The sequence below is a fragment of the Streptomyces sp. NPDC037301 genome, from assembly GCF_055602785.1.
In genome coordinates this window covers 19,127-35,741 of record NZ_JBVJWD010000060.1, presented here as the reverse complement: position 1 = coordinate 35,741, position 16,615 = coordinate 19,127, and the positions used below count along the sequence as shown (strand labels likewise).

Genomic DNA, 16,615 nt, shown 5'->3' with positions numbered 1-16,615 from the left:
TTCGCCCGCAACGGACCGATCAACTCATCGAAACGCCCCATACCACATCAACGATCCGAAGGCTCGGAAGCAACCCGTAGAAAATCGACGGCCCCTGCCCGCCGACTCGTTCAGAGCATGGTGGCGCATCGGAGCGACGAGGTGAAGAGCGATGGCGCGACGACGGCTATGACCGCTGACCGCCGGACGGGGCGGGACTTTCCGGTCCGCCCGGCGATGGAGAACACCGCAACCGCGGTGCCTTTCAGCAGAGTCGTTCAGCGACCGCTGCCGGACATGCTCGGCTGAAGCGAGCGCACGAGATCGAAGAACCGGGACTCGTTGCCGCAGAGCCCCGCACGCTCCAGCGCGCCATCGGCCTCCGCGATCGGCGAGGCGAGCAATGGCACGTACAAGGGGCCCTCGTCAGGTTCCGCGAGTGCGGCCCGAGTAGCCTCCAGCAGTCGGACATACGCCTGGGCCGCGGCGAGTTCGTCATTGCGCATCTCAGCATCTCCCGGTCAGAGGTGTCGGACCCACCAGCATCCCCCATGGGTCTGACAACGCACTCCCACAGCGGCGCGAGGCCGCCCACTAGCCGCCGTTCGGCCGTCGGACACCGGCCGGTGGTTCGACCTCCAGAAATCTTCTGCGTCGCGGTCCGCGGTACAGCAGCACCGTCCAGCCCAACTCCCGCAGCACAGCCTCGCACCGGGCCAGCTCGCCCTCCTCCGCATGGGCGGCCCCGCTGCCGGGCGGACCGAGCCACTCGACCCTTACGCTGCCCGACGCTTCACCCTGCTCCAGGCGGTACCCGGTCGCCGTACGCAGGCCGGAGTCGTCAACGGCCGAGGCGGCCAGACCCGACGCCTCCAGGGCCAGGGCGATGGCCCGTATCGGCCGGTTGCTCTCCCACTGCGCGGGTACGCCCTCCGGGCTCGCGTGCCCGGTGTTCGTGAGCCGCCGGATCTGCAGCATCCCCTCGAACGCCGTCCGTACCGAGGCGTCACGCTTGTCGTCCGGTGCCGGGTTCCTCGGACCGTCCCCGGTGGCCGGTTCGAATCCGGTCTCGTGCTCGGTGCCCATCAGTGTCCCTTCGCCCGTGCCGTACTGCCGCCAGTGTGCGTCGCCCCAATGACAACGGCTCGGGCGCGAGGCATCGAACGTCACGACCGGGTCGCCGACCCCACCGCGCCCGACGCACCCTGACTACGCCCGCGGAACGTCCCCTTCACCGGACGGCGACGTCCCGGCCCCGCCGAGCACCTTGCCCGGATTGAGGATGCCGTGCGGGTCCAGTGCCGCCTTCACCGCGTGATGCATGCCTAGCACTGCGGAGCCCAGTTCCTTGTTCATGCCGCGCATTTTTAGCAGTCCCACACCGTGCTCGCCCGTCACGGTGCCACCGAGCGCGATGGCATCGTCGAGGATGTCCTCGAACGCCAACTGGGCACGGGCACGCGCGGATTCGTCACCGGGCGGGGTGATGATCAGCGGGTGCAGGTTGCCGTCCCCGGCATGGGCGATGTTGACCACCAGAATGTCGTGCCGGGCCGCTGTCTTCTCGATCCGGGCCAGCATCTCGGGAACCGGGATGCGGTTCATGTCCTCGAAGGACAGGATGATCGCCCCGTCGACGGCGTTCGCCCCACCCGAGAGGCCGGTGCCCGCCCCGCGCGGCACCAGCGGGATGCGGTGGGTCAGACAGTGCCGGACCACGTCCCGTACCTCTTCGGCGGTCTGCGGGCGCGCCACGGCCAGGGGTGTTCCGTAGGGGGCCCATTCGGCCTCGTCGTGCTGATACCGGGCCAGGCCGGCCGGATCCGTGAGTACCCGCTGGGCAGGGATGCTGTCGACTGATGCGTTCGCCACGTCCGTGGCCACCTCCTGCAAGGATGTTCCACCATCATTGCGCGCGCGGCTTCCGGAACGCCTCGGAGTCCCCTGATCCGGTGTGTGCGCGTTCCGCCGCCGGCGTCAAGCCAGGGCGAAGCCCCGCAGGAAGTGCTCGCGCAGGACGGCCCGCCGGCGTGCGTCGGCCAGCCGCCCGTCGACCCAGAGGAAGAAATTGTCCGCGATGGTGTCCGTCCAGTCGTCGGTCGGATCGTAGGGACCGGTGTGCGGCGGGGGCAGGTGCGCCCGCCACTGCGGATCGGGCGGACCGTCGACGGTGACGGTGCGGGTGCCGTCCGGCTGCTGCATGTGCCGGACGGTCACCTCTTCGCAATTCCACCGGTGTTCGCCGTACTGCAACCAGAGAACCGAATCGTCGGCGTACAGGGCGGCAACGGTGCCGGTGCGGTGCGGCAGCACATGGACGAAGCCGTGGCAGCGGCCGGAGGCCGGTGTGAGGAGCCCGGAGGCGGGGTCCAGCGCCCACACCGTGCCATGACGGTCGTAGTCCTGGAGCACTGTCGTGGACATCAGTGACGCGACTCCAGACCGAGTTCACGGTCGATCGCGGCATTGCTGCGGGTCGCCGCGGCGATGACCGCCGCCCGGTTGTCGTACTTGGCGAACAGCTGGTCGGCCGTCGGTGCCAGCGGGTTGCCGCGCTTCGCCATGTTGCGTGCCTCAACGGCCTTTACGGCCTCCGGTGACGTGCCTGCGCGCGTGATGTCCTTGCCCTCGTTGCGCATGGCGACCAGCACGCGGAGGAGGGCCAGGCGGCAGACAATTTACGTACACGCATGAAGAGGTGCTCTTTTCGCCGAGGGAACAAGGCGAAACGGACGCTACGGTGGCCTGGGCGTCCGGGAGTGATCATGAAATCGGCGCGTACGGGTGACGGATCCCGATAGGGTCGACCGTCCGACAGCTCCGTACCCAGAGGATCCACGCACTGTGCCCGACAATGTCCAAGGCCCCGGTACCGACCGCACCGATCGTGCTTCGCTGCGCGCCGACTGTGCGAACTGTTTCGGGCTGTGCTGCGTCGCACTGACCCTGACCCGGTCCGCGGACTTCGCGATCAACAAGGACGCCGGTAAGCCCTGTCGCGATCTGCAGGATGACTTCCGCTGCGGCATTCACACCGAACTACGAACCGAGGGGTTCCCCGGCTGCACCGTGTACGACTGCTTCGGAGCCGGTCAGAAGGTCTCCCACGAGACCTTCGACGGGCTGGACTGGCGCCGGACCCCGCAGACCGCCCAGCAGATGTTCCAGGTGTTCCCGGTCATGCGACAGCTCCATGAACTTCTCTGGTACCTGACGGAAGCGCTGTCCCTGGAACCGGCGCGCTCCCTGCACGGCGAGATCCGCCGCACCCTCGACGAAACGGAACGTCTCACCCATCTCCCGGCGGACGCGTTCACAGACCTGGATGTGGCCGCACACCGCGACGACGTGGCCGCCCTGCTGCTCCGTACCAGCGAACTCGTACGAGCCACGGCGCCCCGCAGCAAGATGCGCGACCGCCGTGGTGCCGACCTCATCGGAGCCCGGCTCAAAGGCGCCGATCTGCAGGGCGCCGATCTACGAGGCGCGTACCTCATCGCAGCTGACCTCAAGGGCGCCGATCTGCGTCTGGCCGATGTGATCGGGGCCGACTTCCGGGACGCCGACCTGGCCGGCGCCGACCTCACCGGAAGTCTCTTCCTCACCCAGGCTCAGCTCAATGCGGCAAGGGGTGACGCGACGACGAAACTCCCGCCCTCGCTCAGCCGCCCCACGCACTGGCACCGGTGATTCCCGGCCCGGACTGTGATTCTGACGGCCCGGACACCATCTCCGCCGGGCCAGGACGAATCGGCCGGTGCGGCGGGGCACGGCCGAAGTCCGTGGTTCGTTGCACAGTGTGGCGTACCCGGAACGCCTTCGACGACCGGACCGAGGAGTCCCGCACATGCCCAGCAGTACCGACCGCAGCCGCACAGAGCAGAGTCGCGCCGACGGGAGCCGCACCCGCCTGATCGAGCGGCTCATGGAACAGTTCCCGCACGTGCCTCGGGAAGCCGTCATCAAGGAAGATCTGCTGCGCGGCGGCGTGGCGTTCGACGAGTCCGCCCTCAGCGACAACGAGGGCGGTGATGTCAAGCCGAAGTCGTACTTCATCTTCTCGTTCGACCACGGAACCCTTCCCGAGCTCGGCGCGGCCGCACTCCGCCGTCCGCCGGAGGAGATCGTGCTCACCGGAGGGCCGTACGAACTGCGCAGGACCGTGGTGTCGGTTCGGGTCAACCCGGCGTCCCCGTACCGCGTCGCGGCCGATGACGACGGCGTGCTCGGGCTGTACCTGGACGAGAGGCGGATCTCCGACGTCGGCCTGCCGCCGATGCCTGACTACTACCGGCACACCCTTGAGAACGGCAAGTCCGTGATGGAGGTCGCGCCCACCATCCAGTGGGGCTACCTCGTCTATCTGACGGTCTTCCGGGTCTGCCAGTACTTCGGGGCGAAGGAGGAGTGCCAGTACTGCGACATCAACCACAATTGGCGCCAGCACAAGGCGGCGGGACGCCCGTACACCGGTGTGAAGCCGGTCGAGGAGGTCCTGGAGGCACTGGCAATCATCGACAAGTACGACACCGCGAAGACCTCCACCGCCTACACCCTCACCGGCGGTGCCATCACCTCTCACATCGGCGGCCGCGACGAGGCCGATTTCTACGGGCAGTACGCCAAGGCCATCGAGGAGCGCTTCCCCGGTCGATGGATCGGCAAGGTTGTCGCCCAGGCCCTGCCCAAGGCCGATGTGCAGCGCTTCCACGACTACGGTGTCCAGATCTACCACCCCAACTACGAGGTGTGGGACCGCCGGCTGTTCGAGCTCTACTGCCCCGGCAAGGAACGCTACGTGGGCCGCGACGAGTGGCACCGCCGTATCCTGGACTCCGCCGAGGTCTTCGGCCCCCGCAATGTCATCCCCAACTTCGTGGCGGGCGTGGAGATGGCCGAGCCTTTCGGCTTCACCACGGTGAACGAGGCCATCGACTCGACCACCGAGGGTCTGCGGTTCTTCATGTCGCACGGCATCACTCCGCGATTCACCACCTGGTGCCCGGAGCCCACCACCCCGCTCGGAAAGACCAACCCGGACGGAGCGCCGCTGGAGTACCACATCCGCCTGCTGGACGCCTACCGGGCGACCATGGAGGAGTACGGGCTCAGCTCGCCCCCTGGCTACGGCCCGCCCGGCCCGGGACGCGCAGTCTTCTCCGTCAGCTCGTTCATGGACAGTCTTCCGGCCCGTCTGGACGACGTTCAGTAGTACCGGGGCGATCGTCGGGCACCACCGGGGCGGCGGAAGCCAGTTCACGTACGACCCGGGCGAAACCCTGCACCAGGACGTTGTCCGTGCCGTCGACCCGGGCGAGCACGGTTCGCAGGGGCTCGACATCGGTCAGTGGCACCCACGAGAGATCGGGCCGGGCGTAGTACTGGGCCGTGCTCAGCGGTGCGAAGCAGGTGTCGGAGCTCTCCGCCACCTGCTCCAGCATCTCCTCGACGTTGTCGTTGGTCGGCCCCCACTTCGGACTCGATGCACTCCGGCAGACCGCCGCGATCCCCGCGTACGAGGCGACTGTCGGCCCCGTCCGGACCGATCTCCCCAGCTCGGACGGCAAGCAGGATGGCGACCCCGACAAGGCCGCGGCGGCCATCCTCACCGCCCTCGCAACCGAGAAGACGCCGCTCCGGCTGCTGCTCGGCAACGATGCGACCGGTGCGATCCACGCCCACCTCGATGCCGTCCGCGCCGAGACTCTTGAGTGGGAGACAGCCAGCCGCAGCACCGATTTCGGCGATTGGGGGTCGTGGGCGGCGGGACCGGGCTGTAGGGCGCATGTACTGGACTGTCGGGGTCTCGACGGTCCGGTGCACGCGGCGACCGCGCCGGGATGAACCCGTTGATCGCCGGCGCCCCGTGCCGTCAGGCGCGCCACTCCGCTGTGCGCTCCGGGGACGCCTCGGCGAGCGCCTTGGCGACGGCTTCGGCATCGCCCTGATGGCCGTAGACCGGCGTGCCGGGCTGCTGTCGCCATGACTCGTCGAGGCCGCCCGCGTCCACGGTGTCGAAGCCCAGTTCGTCGATGAGGTCGCGTACGACCTGCTTGGCTGCAGCGTTGTCACCAGCCACTGGCAGAGCCTGCCGGCCGGGGCTGCCCTTCGGGAGGCCGTTGGCAAGGATGTCCTGCGCGTACGTCCCGTTGAACGCCTTGATCACCGGGTGGCCGATCTGTTCCTCGGTCCACCGGCTCTCCGCCAGACCGTCCTCGATCGCGGCGATGCGGCCGTCGCGCTGCTGCGGGTAGTAGTTGTTCGTGTCGATGACCACGACCCCCTCTGCGGCCTCGTCGAGGAACCCGGAGGGCAGAGCGGGGACGGCCTTGACAGGGACGGTGACGACAACGACCTGGGCTCCCCGAGCAGCCTCCGCGGCGGTGACCGGGATGGCTCCGGTCTCCTCGGCGAGCGCGGTGAGCGTCTGCGGACCGCGCGAGTTGGCGACGGAGACATCATGGCCCAGCGCCGTGAGGCGCCGGGTGAGGTTACCGCCGATGTTGCCCGCTCCGATGATGCCGATCTTCATGGATCCGACCTTCCGATGGTGCCTGCGGTATGTGATGTGGTCTCGCCGGTTCACCAACTACCCACTGCGGGTCCATATTCCTGGTAATGGCAAAACAGTTCGCCCGTTCACCGGAAGGATGGGACCGGACGACTGCGGGCACGTACAGGAAGAGGAACGGAATCACCGAGCCCGCTTGGAGGCGGTTCCCATGCTGCATGGCGTCGATGTCAGCTCGTATCAGTCGTCCTTCGACACGGACGGACTGGACTTCGTCTTCATCAAGGCCACCGAGGGCAGTTCGTATGTCAATCCGCATCTGACCTCACAGGTCAAATGTGCCAGGGACGCAGAATGCGTGGTCGGCTTCTACCATTTTCTCTGGCCGGGCAACATCACGGCGCAGGCGGAGTACTTCGTGAGCAAGGCTCCGGAGAAGGCGGGTGATCTGCTCGCCGTGGACTGGGAAGAGAATGGCGAGGGCACGCGGGCGAGCAATTCCGAGAAGGACGGCTTCATCCGTGAGGTCAAGCGCCTGAGGCCCCATCACAAGGTTCTGCTGTACTGCAACCGCTACTTCTGGCTGAATCACGACACCACGTCGTATGCGGGGGACGGCCTGTGGATAGCCGACTACGTGACCGCGGGGAAGCCCAGGATCGAGGCGTCCTGGCGCATTCATCAGTACACCGACCAGCCGCTCGACAAGGACGTCGCCGCTTTCTCCTCGCGCACCGCCATGCGTGACTGGGCTCAGGGGTAGCCGCGCGCGGGCCGTGCGGCCTGCGAGCGGGCACGCAGCGCGTGGCACCGAACATCGGGTACGGGGCACGGAAAAGCGAAATCCGGCCATCTGAAATACTCTGTTTCGAGGCTTCTGTCCCCCTCTGTGATGGTGGAGGGGGCGCTGAGCCGGACATGCGCGATCGAAGCGGAGGAGTAATCCATGAGAGCCGCCGTTGTCCGCAGCTTCACCGAGCGGCTGGTGGTCGAGGAGAGGCCCGTGCCGACGCCGGCCGGGCACCAGGTCCTGGTGCGGATGGAGACCTCCGGGCTGTGCCACACGGACATTCACGCGGCACAGGGTGACTGACCGGTCAAGCCCAGCCCGCCGTTCGTGCCGGGCCACGAGGGCATCGGCATCGTGAAAGCGGCCGGTGAACAGGTCGCGCATCTTGCGGTGGGGGATCGAGTGGCCATCCCCTGGCTCGGAGAGGCGTGCGGACACTGCGGCTAACAGTCGAAGAGCGCCAGTACCCCTTGGCCGTCGACGTCCCAGCGTGCGTACGGGCCGGACTCGCTGCCACTGGCCCGGGTCGCCCCGATCAGGGCGGGCAGCACCGCATCGTAGAGGCGGAAGCAATCCGTGAACCTGCTGACCAGCAGGCGCGGGTGCAAGGCATCCATGACGTGCTCCGATTAATAGGTGAAGACCCATGATTGGGGGAAGCCTAAGATATCGTCGATGAGCGAGACCCCGCCCAGCCTCCTGGGACTCACGACCTATCTGCTGTCCAAAACCGGCAAGGCCGCGCGGAGTCGGCTGGCAGCGCGGCTGGCCGAGCGCGATCTGCGGCTCTGGCACATGGCCGTGCTGTCGGCGCTGGTCGATTTCGGCCCTCATGTGCAGCGGGAGTTGGCGTCACGGCTCGGGATCGACCGGAGCGACATGGTCAAGATCGTGGACGATCTGGCGGTGGCCGGACTCGTGGACCGGGCTCGCGACACCACCGACCGCCGCCGGGTGACCGTCACGCCCACCCGGGCGGGCCGCGCGATGCTCGCGGACCTGCAGGCCGAGGCTCTGACTGTGCAGCGGGAACTGCTCGCTCCCCTGACCGGCCCCGAACAGGCGCAGCTGGCGGCCCTGTTGAGACGCGTCCACGCCCATGTCCACGAAGGCCCCGATGAACCGCGGTCAGGTCGCTGAGCGATTCCCCGAGTCCGGTGCGGCAGACTTTCCCGGGTGACCACAGCCGCGGCTCAGCCGCCTCGTGACCGTGCGCTCGGGCGCGGAATCTCCACTCTCATTCCGCAGGCCGCGATTGCAACCCCGGCCGAACACGCGGCGGCCGTACTGGCGGCCATGCAGAGCGTTCCGGTCCGGGTGGGAGTCCTCCAGGCTGCCGCGGTGCTCCTGGAGGAGCGGGTGCGTGCGACGGAGGACGGCGCGGAGCGCGCGGCGGCAGCGACGACAGTCGCCATGCTGCGCAGCGCGATCGGCCGGGCCGGCTGAACCAAGCAGCCGTGCCGGGAGCCGGCCCGGTGCAAGACCTGGGGAGTTGCTCACCGGCGCAGTACGTCGAGAGCCCGGACGCACGCGTCCGGATTCTCCCGCCAGCAGTGCCAGCTGTCCTCGTGGGACGGAACAGTGGCGCGGGCGTCCTCCGGCCCGAGACTCCGGCCCGCGGCGAGCTCTCGTACGATCACGACGGCTGCCGCCAGTCCGGCACCTCCCCCTTCGGCGAGGTACCCGAGGCCGGCCGTACGGCGCTCGGCGACCGTCGTACGCGCGGACTCCACCAGCGATTTCAACCACCGGGCCCACTGACTGTAGGAGTCCTCCTCCGGTCGCACCGCCATCTCCAACAGTGGTGCCGGCGCCCGAGTCAGACGTTCGCGATAGCTCGCGGCACTCTCTGAGACCCAAGGGTGTTCGGCGATGAAGTGTCCCCAAGCGGTCTCCGCGTCCAACCAGTCGAGCCACCGGGTACCGGCGGGCCGCAGCCCCTCAGTACCTCCGAGGACGAAGGTATCCCGCAGCAGTTCCTACCGCGGTGGTCTGGCTTCCGTCAACAGGACGGCGTCGTACAGGTCCTTGCCCTGCGGGTACGCGTCAGTGACCAGACAGAGCAGCTTCCAGGCCAGTGACAGTTCGGGGATGCGGCCGGTACGCGACACCCGGGACCGTCCCCCAGCGGCTGAAGTTCAGTGACTGCTGCCGGGGCGGGCAGCGTCTCGTTGAACACCGCATCGAGTTGTACGGTGCCGCCGGGCACCCCGGGCGCTGCCCAGGGCGGCAGCTTACGGCGGCCCGGAACCCGGTCATACGTCCAGATGCCCTCCGTCACCATGCCGGCCGCGTCGATCCGGACAGAGCCACGGGCAGCGGCTGCCGCGTCTCGGGCGATCGTGTCGAAACAGACCCGAGGTCCGGGGACCGTCCATGGCCCAGTCCTGGGGCACGACGAGGAAGTCCAGGTCGCCCGGTTCACGAGCCGCTTCCTCGAACCAGGCGGCCATCAATACGTTGCCACGCAGCACGAGATGCCTGCCCCACGGGCCGTCCGCGACAGCCGCGAGCACCGTATCCAGAGCAGTACGCCGGGCCCGTGCCAGGCCCGGCCCGTCCCGCGACCTGGGAAGGTCGGAGCTGCGTCGTGTCTCCTCGTCGAGGGGCATATGCGGGATTCGCGAGGAACCATGCCAAAGCCCGGGCCAGGAAGAGGAGTTGTCGGCGGGGGTGTCATGGCGGAGCTCCTGAGGGGAAGTGTGCTGCTTTTCGCGTGATTCGCGGCGGCGGTATCCGCGCCGGGCATGCACGAGCGCCTCACAACAGGAGCGCACCCTTCAGCCGGATCGCTCAGGTCCTGGGGGTCTCCGACCAGACCGTGGCCCGCCGCTACACTTGGCTGCGCGGCGAAGGGCGCCTGCGGGTACTGGGTCTGACCCATCCCGAGGCGCTCGGCGAGGTGCGCTGGCACATGCGTGTGCGGTGCGCCCGCACGCCGGCCACGACGTTGCCAAGGCACTGGCCAGACGTGAGGACACCGTCTGGGGCGCCCTCAGCTCCGGCGGCACCGAGATCAACTGCTCCACCAGAGTCCGCCCCGGACAAGAGGACCAGTCCGTGCTCCTGCAGCGACTCCCGCACACCCCCAGCGTGGTCGACGTCACGGCCCACTGCGCCTACGTCTGCGCCACCACCGGGCCAACCAACCTGCATGCCGTGCTGATGAGCCACAACGTCCAGGAGCTCTTCATCTACCTCACCACCCGCGTCGCCGCCCTTCACACCGTTCGGCAAGTCGAGACTGCACCGATCATGCGCACCCTCAAGGGGCCGGGGCCGTTCCCCCTGCTGCCCGCCCCGGTCTCTTCAACACCGAGCTGATCAAGCGGCCCTGGAAAACGCCGTCCGAGGTCGAACTGGCCACCGCCGAGTGGGCCGACGGGTTCAACCACCGTCGGCGGCACGGTGAGATCTGCTACGTCCCACACGTCGAATACGACGCCACCTAAATCCACCAGAACAAAAAACCCAGGTCGCAGTCGCAACCTAGGGTCTCGATCAAACCCGGAATGGTTCAGGGCCGGCAGGGGGTGCGCAGACCGGAACCCCGGCCCGATTCCGGCGGGCCGGGGTTCTGTGTCACGTGGGTGTCTCGATCACCGGCCGTCGTACCCGCCGTCGTACCCGCCGTCGTAGCCGCTGTCGTAGCCGCTGTCGTAGTGGCGCGAGAGCACCCGGAAGCTGCCCACGACGCCGTCGTGGACGAAGACGCCGCCCCGGACGTGGCCGGGGCGGACGCCGTCGCTGGAGCTGTGAGGTCCGACGGTGGCGATGGGGGCGCCGTTGTCGCAGGTGACCCCCCGGAAGACCTCGATGGTCCTGCGACTGTCGTTGCGGATGTTGAGACTGTTGGAGCCGAGGCCGCTGACCACGGTGATGCAGCCACCGGGGTCGTCGCTGTACGTGCGCTCGTTGATCTGGATCCGACCCTCGTCGTAGTCCCGGTCGCCGTGGCCCCGGTTGTCATAGCCCCGGTCGTCGCCGTAGCCCCGGTAGTCGTTGCCCTCGCCTTCATTGCCCTTGCCGGCGTCGCCGCCGTCGAGGGCCGAAACGGGGGCGGTGGCCTGCTGGACGACAGGGAATGCATGGGCCGGCTCGGTGGTGGCGGCCGAGGCGTAAGTGATGCCGGTGGCGGCCAGTGCCGCGGCGGCCGCGATGGCTGCGGTAACGACAGTGGAACGGGTAACCATGTCACTTCTCCTGTCTCAGAGAGGTCGGCCGAGCAGCCGGCCTGTGATTGAACGTAGTGACGGTCCCCATAGCTGTCATATCGGACACCTTGGTGGGTTGGTGCCGGGGCGCCGATCGGGGTACACGAGGCACCCATATGCGATTGCCGGATAATCGGATGAGTCGTCAATTACCTCTATTTATAAGCTGATTGATGCATCATTAGCCTTTCTGGGGGTTTTCTGACGCCCACTCACCCCCTCTGGCAGCGTGTCTTTGTTGACACTGCCCGGGCGGGCGGTGCATGCCGTCGTCCTGAATGCCCGTCATTGATGGTCCCCCTATCCTGACCTGCGGTGAGGGCCCGTAGCGCCGTAGGTCGACCCCCGTCGCGCGGCCGCTCCTTTGGAATCGATGCCGGAGTTGAGTAAGAACCAGAACTCGGCGACAACCAGGTCCCGCGGATGAGAGAGGATCTCGTCGCCGAGTGACAGAGTGACAGTCGCTCTCGTGACTCAGTGTCAAAAGTCACATGGCAACAGCGTCCGGGCATGCCCATGCCCTGTGGGCGCCGAAGGCACCCATGGAGGGAGGTTTCCGGACATCCCGGGGGGTCAGCTGGTAGCGGGGGTTCGTACGTGGCATCTGTGGTCTGTTGTGCGGGTAGGGACGAGGACGAAATCGTCCCTACACAGCTTTGCCCAGAAGCCCAGAAGCCCAGAAGCCCAGAAGCCCTGGAAAGGAAACATGTGGACACCCCGTCCCGCACTGAACCGCACCGTCGATCCGCCCACCGGCCGGATGCGGCCGAGCATCCGCTCGTAGGCGCCTGGCTGCTCAGCACCGTCGCCATCGTGGACGTATCCGGTCACACGCTCGAACACCCCCTGGGGCAAAGTCCGACAGGACTGATCACCTACACCGCGGACGGTCATATGTCCGTGAGCATCCTGAACCGGGACCTGGAGTCCGGCGCGGCAGCGGAGACGGGGACCGGCGAGCAGGTCGACACGGCGACCCTGTTCAGGACATCTCCGTACCTGGGGTACGCCGGCGCCTACGAGGTAATGGGCGATTTGGTCGTTCACCACCTGCATGTGGCGTCGTTACGTCCGTGGGTCGATACCAAGCAGGAGCGCCGATGGAAAGTGGAGGGGGACCGATTAACCCTGCTTCCCCCGACAGAGGGGACCGGCGAGGAAGCACGCACTCCAAGGCTTGTGTGGCACCGGCCGACCGGGGACGCCACGTGAGCGACGAGGGGATCCGGGTTCACCGGCCTTCGGGCCGGCCGCTTCTACTGCACGGCGTGGGATGCGGGCCTTGAGGACAGTTCCGTGCTGATCCTGCCCGCTGCACGGAATCCCGGTAGCCGCTGACGGGTCCGAGCGGGGTCAGGCCGGCCGACGAGCTCCGGGTGCTCGCCCTCGGTCTTGCGGCCACGGCATCAGCCCCTGGCCGCCGGTCGGTTCGTACAGGCTGCGCGCGACGGCCGGCGAACGCTGCTGGATCTCATCAGCAGCCTTGGCCACGTTGGCCGGAGCGGCGCAGCCGGGCACGAGGGGAACGGTCCGGCAGCCGAGGGGCGGCCAGTTGGGGTGGATGGTGAGCCCGCACGGTCAGCGCGACGGACTGGGCGGGCTCACTGCGGGGTGACCGACCGCAGGCTCGCAGGCCCGGCACCGTGGCGCTCGGGGCCCATCCAGCTCCCGCACGACCCGGACTTCGAGAGTCGGTTGCCGAGCTTGCGCAGGCGTGCCCATGAACCAGATGCTGATCGGGTGTTCCGCTGAGCGGTGCGACCAGCGCTGGGTCGACGGGCCGGCCATCTCTTGGTGTCCGTCGTCGGCAGCGTCGGATTGCAGCCAGGAGCGGGCGGACTTCCTGGCCGGGCGGCTTGCTCAGCCGGCGGCAGCAGTCGATCATTCGAATATGAGATCCGCAGTGCAGTTGTTCGTCGCCGATGGTTCTCTCCCCAACTGGGACGCGAGTGAAGGGGAGATCGACAGGCGCGACAGTCAGCTGAAGGCGATCTCCGGACCGGTTACGACGGGGGAGGCCAAGGTGCTGGTTGCGTGCTTCGGCCCCGACGACTGCTACGGCGTCGCATGGTCGTTGTTGCACCTCATCGAGACCGGCCCGAATCCGGTGCTGACCACCAAGCCTGCTCCCGAAGTCAACGAGTGGAACCACACGCTCTGGACGCGAGCCGTGAACGGTGGCCTCGTTCCAGGAGGCTTGACCGCCTGACGCCGTGAGGTGTCCGTCAGGGCCCCCAGGCCGACCGTAAGGGCGCCCAGCCGGATATTCCAGCCAGGCCATGACACAGGGGCCCTTGAACTCGGGTGTCACGACGACCACTGGAACGAAAGGTGGGACCATCGGGCCCAGTAGGTAAGGCCTTTCATCCCGGAGAAGTTGTCGGCGACGTCGGTGACGTGGAGGTGTGGGGGAGGGTTGGCGGAGCACCCGGACGTGGGGAAGCCTCGCCGCTGCCGACCTGGGCCGGATCACACCGGCCGTGAAGCGCAAGCTCAAGATGCGGCAGTACCGCCCCCTGATCGACGGCTGCCTGAGCGGCACCGGCCTCGTCCTGGACCGCTGATCGCGTCAAACGCTCGTCGAGGGGCTCTTGAAATGCTCTGTCGCTGCCCGACCTCCGGTCAACTCTGCGGCGTCCTGCCTGCAGCGCGTATACTCGGCCGCCGCTTCCCCTCACTGGCGGAAGACACCCATACACCCGACAGAAAGTTCAACATGAGTTCCGCAGACAGGTCCGAGGCACCGATCTACGCCAGGCTTGTGGAGGAGCATGGGGACGTTCTGGCCGAGACGCGCCGGGTGGCCGAGCAGACCTTGCGCGAGGCGGACCGCGCGATCGACTTCAGCGGCGTGCGCCCGCCGGTGGCATTCCGCTAGCTCGGCACACGAGTCCCTCGGCACACGAGTCCCTCGTCCAACTTGAGGGCCACGATGGGCCCCATGCGCTTCGTCGGCCAAGTGCGAGTGTTCGAGAGTGCCAGTGGTCCCCGGCGTGCTGCTGCCCCATGACCACCTCGCCGGACAGCCCCTGCCCGGACCTCCCGGATGCGGCGCATCACGCGCACGCGGGCGAGCGCAGCCGAGTCCGCTACAGTGCGTCCCGCCCTTCGCCTGCCCGGGTCGATCAGTGCGACCTGTGCATGAGTCCGGCAGCGTTCCGAGACCACCGCCACGACCATGGTCTGATCCGCAGGCTGCTGTGGCGGAGCCGCAACGGAAGCGAAGTCTTGTGGGTCCGTACCCACCGCGGCGTGAACCACCTGATGGCCTGTCACGGGGGATGAGATCTCGGAGGGACCGCCTGTAGCGGTCCAGGCTCGGGATGACGAGGGTGTCGTCCGGGTCGAGGAAGGCGTCACACGCCTTCAGTTCCGGCCGCAGTTTGTGAGACTCCGGCGAGCGATCTTCAGAGAACAAAGTTTTTTGAAGTTGGCGGGTTGCCTGTCACGGACGCCAGCACAGCGAGGGGTCGGGGTGGTCGACGAAGCCGAGTGTGCGGTAGAGCGGTTCGCCGTCGGAAGAGGCGTACAGGTCGACTCGGGCGACCTCACGTTCCCGGAACCAGTCGAGCAGGCTCTCCATGAGCGTGCGGCTGTGGCCGCGCCGTCGTTCCACCGGATCGGTGACCACGCCGATCACATGTCCGATCCGGCCGTTGGGCAGGTGCGGGCCGGGCAGTCGTTGCTCGATGGTTCCGATGCCACAGGCGGCAAGGCCGTTGTTGCCGTCCACGACGAGGATCTGAACGGCGTCCGCTGTCAACTGTTCCTTCAGCACCGCAGCAAGGGTGTGCCGCCAGTCGTCGTCTGCTGATGAGGGGTTGAAGAAGTCGCCGCCGAGGGTCTCGAACAGCAACGCCCGCAGGCGTACGAGCTCCGCGACGTCGTCCTCGACTGCCTGCCGTGCACGTGACATGTAATGACCTTATAGTTGTTCTGACGCTTACGGCAACCCGTTTCAAGGCGGCGCCCTTGGTGTGTGCCCTGGACTTGTCCCCCTGCTGACCAGTGACACCGCACGCCGCCCGGGCGGGCGCCGGCGTGCCGACCATTCCTTCGTCTTCGGGCTACAGACCCTCGTCAACGGCCTGCGCGCACACGCCGAGGCGCTGACACACAACGCCTGACACACATTCCGGTCCCCGCATGCGCTGAGGCAAGGGCCCTGACAGCAGGTCAAGCGGCGCCTGACCGGCGAGAAACTGAGCACTTCCCCGGCAAGCAGCGCGGACCCGCCTCCGTGGCGACAGGAAGAAGCCGACACCACCCTCAGCTACTCCGTCCCGACATTGCACTCAGCCTGGATTTCACAGGTGAACGCGCTCAGCTTCTCCGCTGCCCTGATCACCTTCATCTCGGTCGTCGGGCCGCCCAAGGTCCTGCTCTCCTTCGCCCACCTCGCGCAACTCCACCCGACCCGCCAGCTGCGCACCATCGCCCTGATCTCCTGCGGCGCGGCGATCCTCATCGGCCTGGTGACCAGCTTCACCGCACCCGGGCTCCTGGACCTGTTCCACATCAGTACCTCCGCTCTCCTGCTCGCAGGCGGCATCATCTTCTTCCTCTACGCCGTCGGCCTCGTCCTGGGAATTCAGATCGGAACTGACGGACTCCACCAGGAAATCCCCAGCGCGACCAGCGCCGTGCGCGAACTCCTCGTGCCCTTCGTCGTCAGCCCCCTGGCCATGACGGCACTGCTCATCGAAGCAACAGCACGCTCCACCTGGACCTGGCGCTCCACCGTCGCCGGCGCGTACCTCGCTGTGATTGTGCTCGACCTTGTGTGCATCCTGCTCCTGGAGCGCGTACTCCGCGCCACACACCACGCGACAGTGGAGCTGCTCGGCCGGCTTCTGTAACTCCTGCTCGCAGCCGTCAGCATCGACCTCGTCCTCGACGGCCTGCAAGAACTTGGCGTCGAGGGGCTCGCGCGCGGCCACTGAGAGCGGAACTCGCTCGTACCTCCCAGTGGGGGTTGACTGCCGTCCGTAGCTGCTGTGGTTTGGCCGTCGTACCGGCTCGATGCCGGGCCGCTGCGGGCATGGTTCCCGCCCAAGTGGGGCCTGAACGACTGAGAGCCGGCTGTGCCGGCGCCGGGCACGTCCGCCCTGGACCGCACGC

24 protein-coding genes and 1 pseudogene are annotated in these 16,615 nt (G+C 67.5%); 14 read left to right on the top strand and 11 right to left on the bottom strand.

Annotated features, from left to right (window positions below; all coding sequences use genetic code 11):
* Positions 1 to 257: 257 nt before the first annotated feature.
* The 5 genes from ACZ7IB_RS42895 to ACZ7IB_RS42875 all read right to left on the bottom strand — a co-directional run bounded on the left by ACZ7IB_RS42895 (position 258) and on the right by ACZ7IB_RS42875 (position 2,630).
* Entirely contained in the window at positions 258 to 485 is a 228-nt protein-coding gene (locus ACZ7IB_RS42895) for a hypothetical protein (RefSeq protein ID WP_405682167.1), read from the bottom strand.
* Positions 486 to 573: 88 nt separating this feature from the next.
* A complete protein-coding gene (locus ACZ7IB_RS42890) occupies positions 574 to 1,065 on the bottom strand; it encodes a hypothetical protein (RefSeq protein ID WP_470920313.1) in 492 nt (163 codons plus the stop codon).
* Between the two features lie 123 nt (positions 1,066 to 1,188).
* Positions 1,189 to 1,851: an FAD-linked oxidase C-terminal domain-containing protein gene (locus ACZ7IB_RS42885; RefSeq protein ID WP_470920311.1), complete on the bottom strand. Its 663-nt coding sequence runs from the start codon at positions 1,849 to 1,851 to the stop codon at positions 1,189 to 1,191.
* 105 nt (positions 1,852 to 1,956) lie between these two features.
* On the bottom strand, positions 1,957 to 2,403 hold the full coding sequence (locus ACZ7IB_RS42880; RefSeq protein ID WP_470920310.1) for a hypothetical protein: 447 nt from the start codon (positions 2,401 to 2,403) through the stop codon (positions 1,957 to 1,959).
* Positions 2,403 to 2,630 carry a hypothetical protein gene (locus tag ACZ7IB_RS42875; protein WP_470920308.1) on the bottom strand — a complete coding sequence of 76 codons (228 nt, stop codon included), beginning with the start codon at positions 2,628 to 2,630 and terminating at the stop codon, positions 2,403 to 2,405. The genes ACZ7IB_RS42880 and ACZ7IB_RS42875 overlap by 1 nt, the downstream gene beginning before the upstream one ends.
* 193 nt (positions 2,631 to 2,823) lie before the next feature.
* Here ACZ7IB_RS42875 and ACZ7IB_RS42870 point away from each other — a divergent pair, with 193 nt between their 5' ends.
* The 3 genes from ACZ7IB_RS42870 (at position 2,824) to ACZ7IB_RS42860 (ending at position 5,823) form a co-directional block, all read left to right on the top strand.
* Entirely contained in the window at positions 2,824 to 3,669 is an 846-nt protein-coding gene (locus ACZ7IB_RS42870; RefSeq protein WP_470920306.1) for a pentapeptide repeat-containing protein, read from the top strand.
* Positions 3,670 to 3,826: 157 nt separating this feature from the next.
* Entirely contained in the window at positions 3,827 to 5,191 is a 1,365-nt protein-coding gene (locus ACZ7IB_RS42865) for a radical SAM protein (protein ID WP_470920304.1), read from the top strand.
* A 176-nt stretch (positions 5,192 to 5,367) separates the two neighbouring features.
* Positions 5,368 to 5,823: a hypothetical protein gene (locus tag ACZ7IB_RS42860; protein WP_470920302.1), complete on the top strand. Its 456-nt coding sequence runs from the start codon at positions 5,368 to 5,370 to the stop codon at positions 5,821 to 5,823.
* 28 nt (positions 5,824 to 5,851) lie between these two features.
* Here ACZ7IB_RS42860 and ACZ7IB_RS42855 read toward each other — a convergent pair whose 3' ends face one another.
* Positions 5,852 to 6,547, bottom strand: coding sequence for an NADPH-dependent F420 reductase (locus ACZ7IB_RS42855; protein WP_470920317.1), 696 nt, complete (start codon positions 6,545 to 6,547; stop codon positions 5,852 to 5,854).
* Positions 6,548 to 6,701: 154 nt separating this feature from the next.
* Between ACZ7IB_RS42855 and ACZ7IB_RS42850 the strand changes: the two genes are divergently transcribed.
* Together ACZ7IB_RS42850 and ACZ7IB_RS42845 are read left to right on the top strand one after the other, a co-directional pair.
* Positions 6,702 to 7,253, top strand: a complete 552-nt coding sequence (locus ACZ7IB_RS42850) for a glycoside hydrolase family 25 protein (protein ID WP_470920300.1) — start codon at positions 6,702 to 6,704, stop codon at positions 7,251 to 7,253.
* Between the two features lie 183 nt (positions 7,254 to 7,436).
* Positions 7,437 to 7,721: pseudogene (locus ACZ7IB_RS42845) on the top strand (alcohol dehydrogenase catalytic domain-containing protein); the annotation flags it as partial.
* A 2-nt stretch (positions 7,722 to 7,723) separates the two neighbouring features.
* Here ACZ7IB_RS42845 and ACZ7IB_RS42840 read toward each other — a convergent pair.
* Positions 7,724 to 7,897, bottom strand: a complete 174-nt coding sequence (locus ACZ7IB_RS42840; protein WP_470920299.1) for a hypothetical protein — start codon at positions 7,895 to 7,897, stop codon at positions 7,724 to 7,726.
* 58 nt (positions 7,898 to 7,955) lie between these two features.
* Between ACZ7IB_RS42840 and ACZ7IB_RS42835 the strand changes: the two genes are divergently transcribed.
* Together ACZ7IB_RS42835 and ACZ7IB_RS42830 are read left to right on the top strand one after the other, a co-directional pair.
* Entirely contained in the window at positions 7,956 to 8,420 is a 465-nt protein-coding gene (locus ACZ7IB_RS42835) for a MarR family winged helix-turn-helix transcriptional regulator (protein WP_470920297.1), read from the top strand.
* 36 nt (positions 8,421 to 8,456) lie between these two features.
* Complete coding sequence (locus tag ACZ7IB_RS42830) at positions 8,457 to 8,726, top strand: hypothetical protein (protein WP_470920295.1); 270 nt, start codon at positions 8,457 to 8,459, stop codon at positions 8,724 to 8,726.
* 50 nt (positions 8,727 to 8,776) lie between these two features.
* Here ACZ7IB_RS42830 and ACZ7IB_RS42825 read toward each other — a convergent pair whose 3' ends face one another.
* Complete coding sequence (locus tag ACZ7IB_RS42825) at positions 8,777 to 9,073, bottom strand: hypothetical protein (protein WP_470920293.1); 297 nt, start codon at positions 9,071 to 9,073, stop codon at positions 8,777 to 8,779.
* Positions 9,074 to 9,259: 186 nt separating this feature from the next.
* The gene (locus ACZ7IB_RS42820) at positions 9,260 to 9,391 is read right to left on the bottom strand and encodes a hypothetical protein (RefSeq protein WP_470920291.1); all 132 of its coding nucleotides are present in this window, start codon (positions 9,389 to 9,391) and stop codon (positions 9,260 to 9,262) included.
* An 814-nt stretch (positions 9,392 to 10,205) separates the two neighbouring features.
* Here ACZ7IB_RS42820 and ACZ7IB_RS42815 point away from each other — a divergent pair.
* Positions 10,206 to 10,604 (top strand): hypothetical protein, encoded by a 399-nt coding sequence (locus tag ACZ7IB_RS42815; RefSeq protein WP_470920289.1) that lies wholly within the window; start codon positions 10,206 to 10,208, stop codon positions 10,602 to 10,604.
* A 275-nt stretch (positions 10,605 to 10,879) separates the two neighbouring features.
* Here ACZ7IB_RS42815 and ACZ7IB_RS42810 read toward each other — a convergent pair whose 3' ends face one another.
* Entirely contained in the window at positions 10,880 to 11,473 is a 594-nt protein-coding gene (locus tag ACZ7IB_RS42810; RefSeq protein WP_470920287.1) for a hypothetical protein, read from the bottom strand.
* Between the two features lie 729 nt (positions 11,474 to 12,202).
* On the opposite strand from ACZ7IB_RS42810, the gene ACZ7IB_RS42805 reads away from it, so the two are divergent.
* The 4 genes from ACZ7IB_RS42805 to ACZ7IB_RS42790 all read left to right on the top strand — a co-directional run bounded on the left by ACZ7IB_RS42805 (position 12,203) and on the right by ACZ7IB_RS42790 (position 14,372).
* Positions 12,203 to 12,706 carry a lipocalin-like domain-containing protein gene (locus tag ACZ7IB_RS42805; protein WP_470920285.1) on the top strand — a complete coding sequence of 168 codons (504 nt, stop codon included), beginning with the start codon at positions 12,203 to 12,205 and terminating at the stop codon, positions 12,704 to 12,706.
* 508 nt (positions 12,707 to 13,214) lie between these two features.
* Positions 13,215 to 13,703 (top strand): hypothetical protein, encoded by a 489-nt coding sequence (locus ACZ7IB_RS42800; RefSeq protein WP_470920283.1) that lies wholly within the window; start codon positions 13,215 to 13,217, stop codon positions 13,701 to 13,703.
* 196 nt (positions 13,704 to 13,899) lie between these two features.
* Positions 13,900 to 14,058: a hypothetical protein gene (locus ACZ7IB_RS42795; RefSeq protein ID WP_470920319.1), complete on the top strand. Its 159-nt coding sequence runs from the start codon at positions 13,900 to 13,902 to the stop codon at positions 14,056 to 14,058.
* 152 nt (positions 14,059 to 14,210) lie between these two features.
* Positions 14,211 to 14,372: a hypothetical protein gene (locus ACZ7IB_RS42790; RefSeq protein ID WP_329835240.1), complete on the top strand. Its 162-nt coding sequence runs from the start codon at positions 14,211 to 14,213 to the stop codon at positions 14,370 to 14,372.
* A gap of 567 nt (positions 14,373 to 14,939) precedes the next feature.
* Here ACZ7IB_RS42790 and ACZ7IB_RS42785 read toward each other — a convergent pair.
* Positions 14,940 to 15,410 carry a GNAT family N-acetyltransferase gene (locus tag ACZ7IB_RS42785; protein WP_470920281.1) on the bottom strand — a complete coding sequence of 157 codons (471 nt, stop codon included), beginning with the start codon at positions 15,408 to 15,410 and terminating at the stop codon, positions 14,940 to 14,942.
* 61 nt (positions 15,411 to 15,471) lie between these two features.
* Here ACZ7IB_RS42785 and ACZ7IB_RS42780 point away from each other — a divergent pair, with 61 nt between their 5' ends.
* Both ACZ7IB_RS42780 and ACZ7IB_RS42775 read left to right on the top strand, forming a co-directional pair.
* On the top strand, positions 15,472 to 15,621 hold the full coding sequence (locus ACZ7IB_RS42780) for a hypothetical protein (protein ID WP_470920279.1): 150 nt from the start codon (positions 15,472 to 15,474) through the stop codon (positions 15,619 to 15,621).
* A 186-nt stretch (positions 15,622 to 15,807) separates the two neighbouring features.
* Positions 15,808 to 16,353, top strand: coding sequence for a MarC family protein (locus tag ACZ7IB_RS42775; protein ID WP_470920278.1), 546 nt, complete (start codon positions 15,808 to 15,810; stop codon positions 16,351 to 16,353).
* Positions 16,354 to 16,615 lie beyond the last annotated feature (262 nt).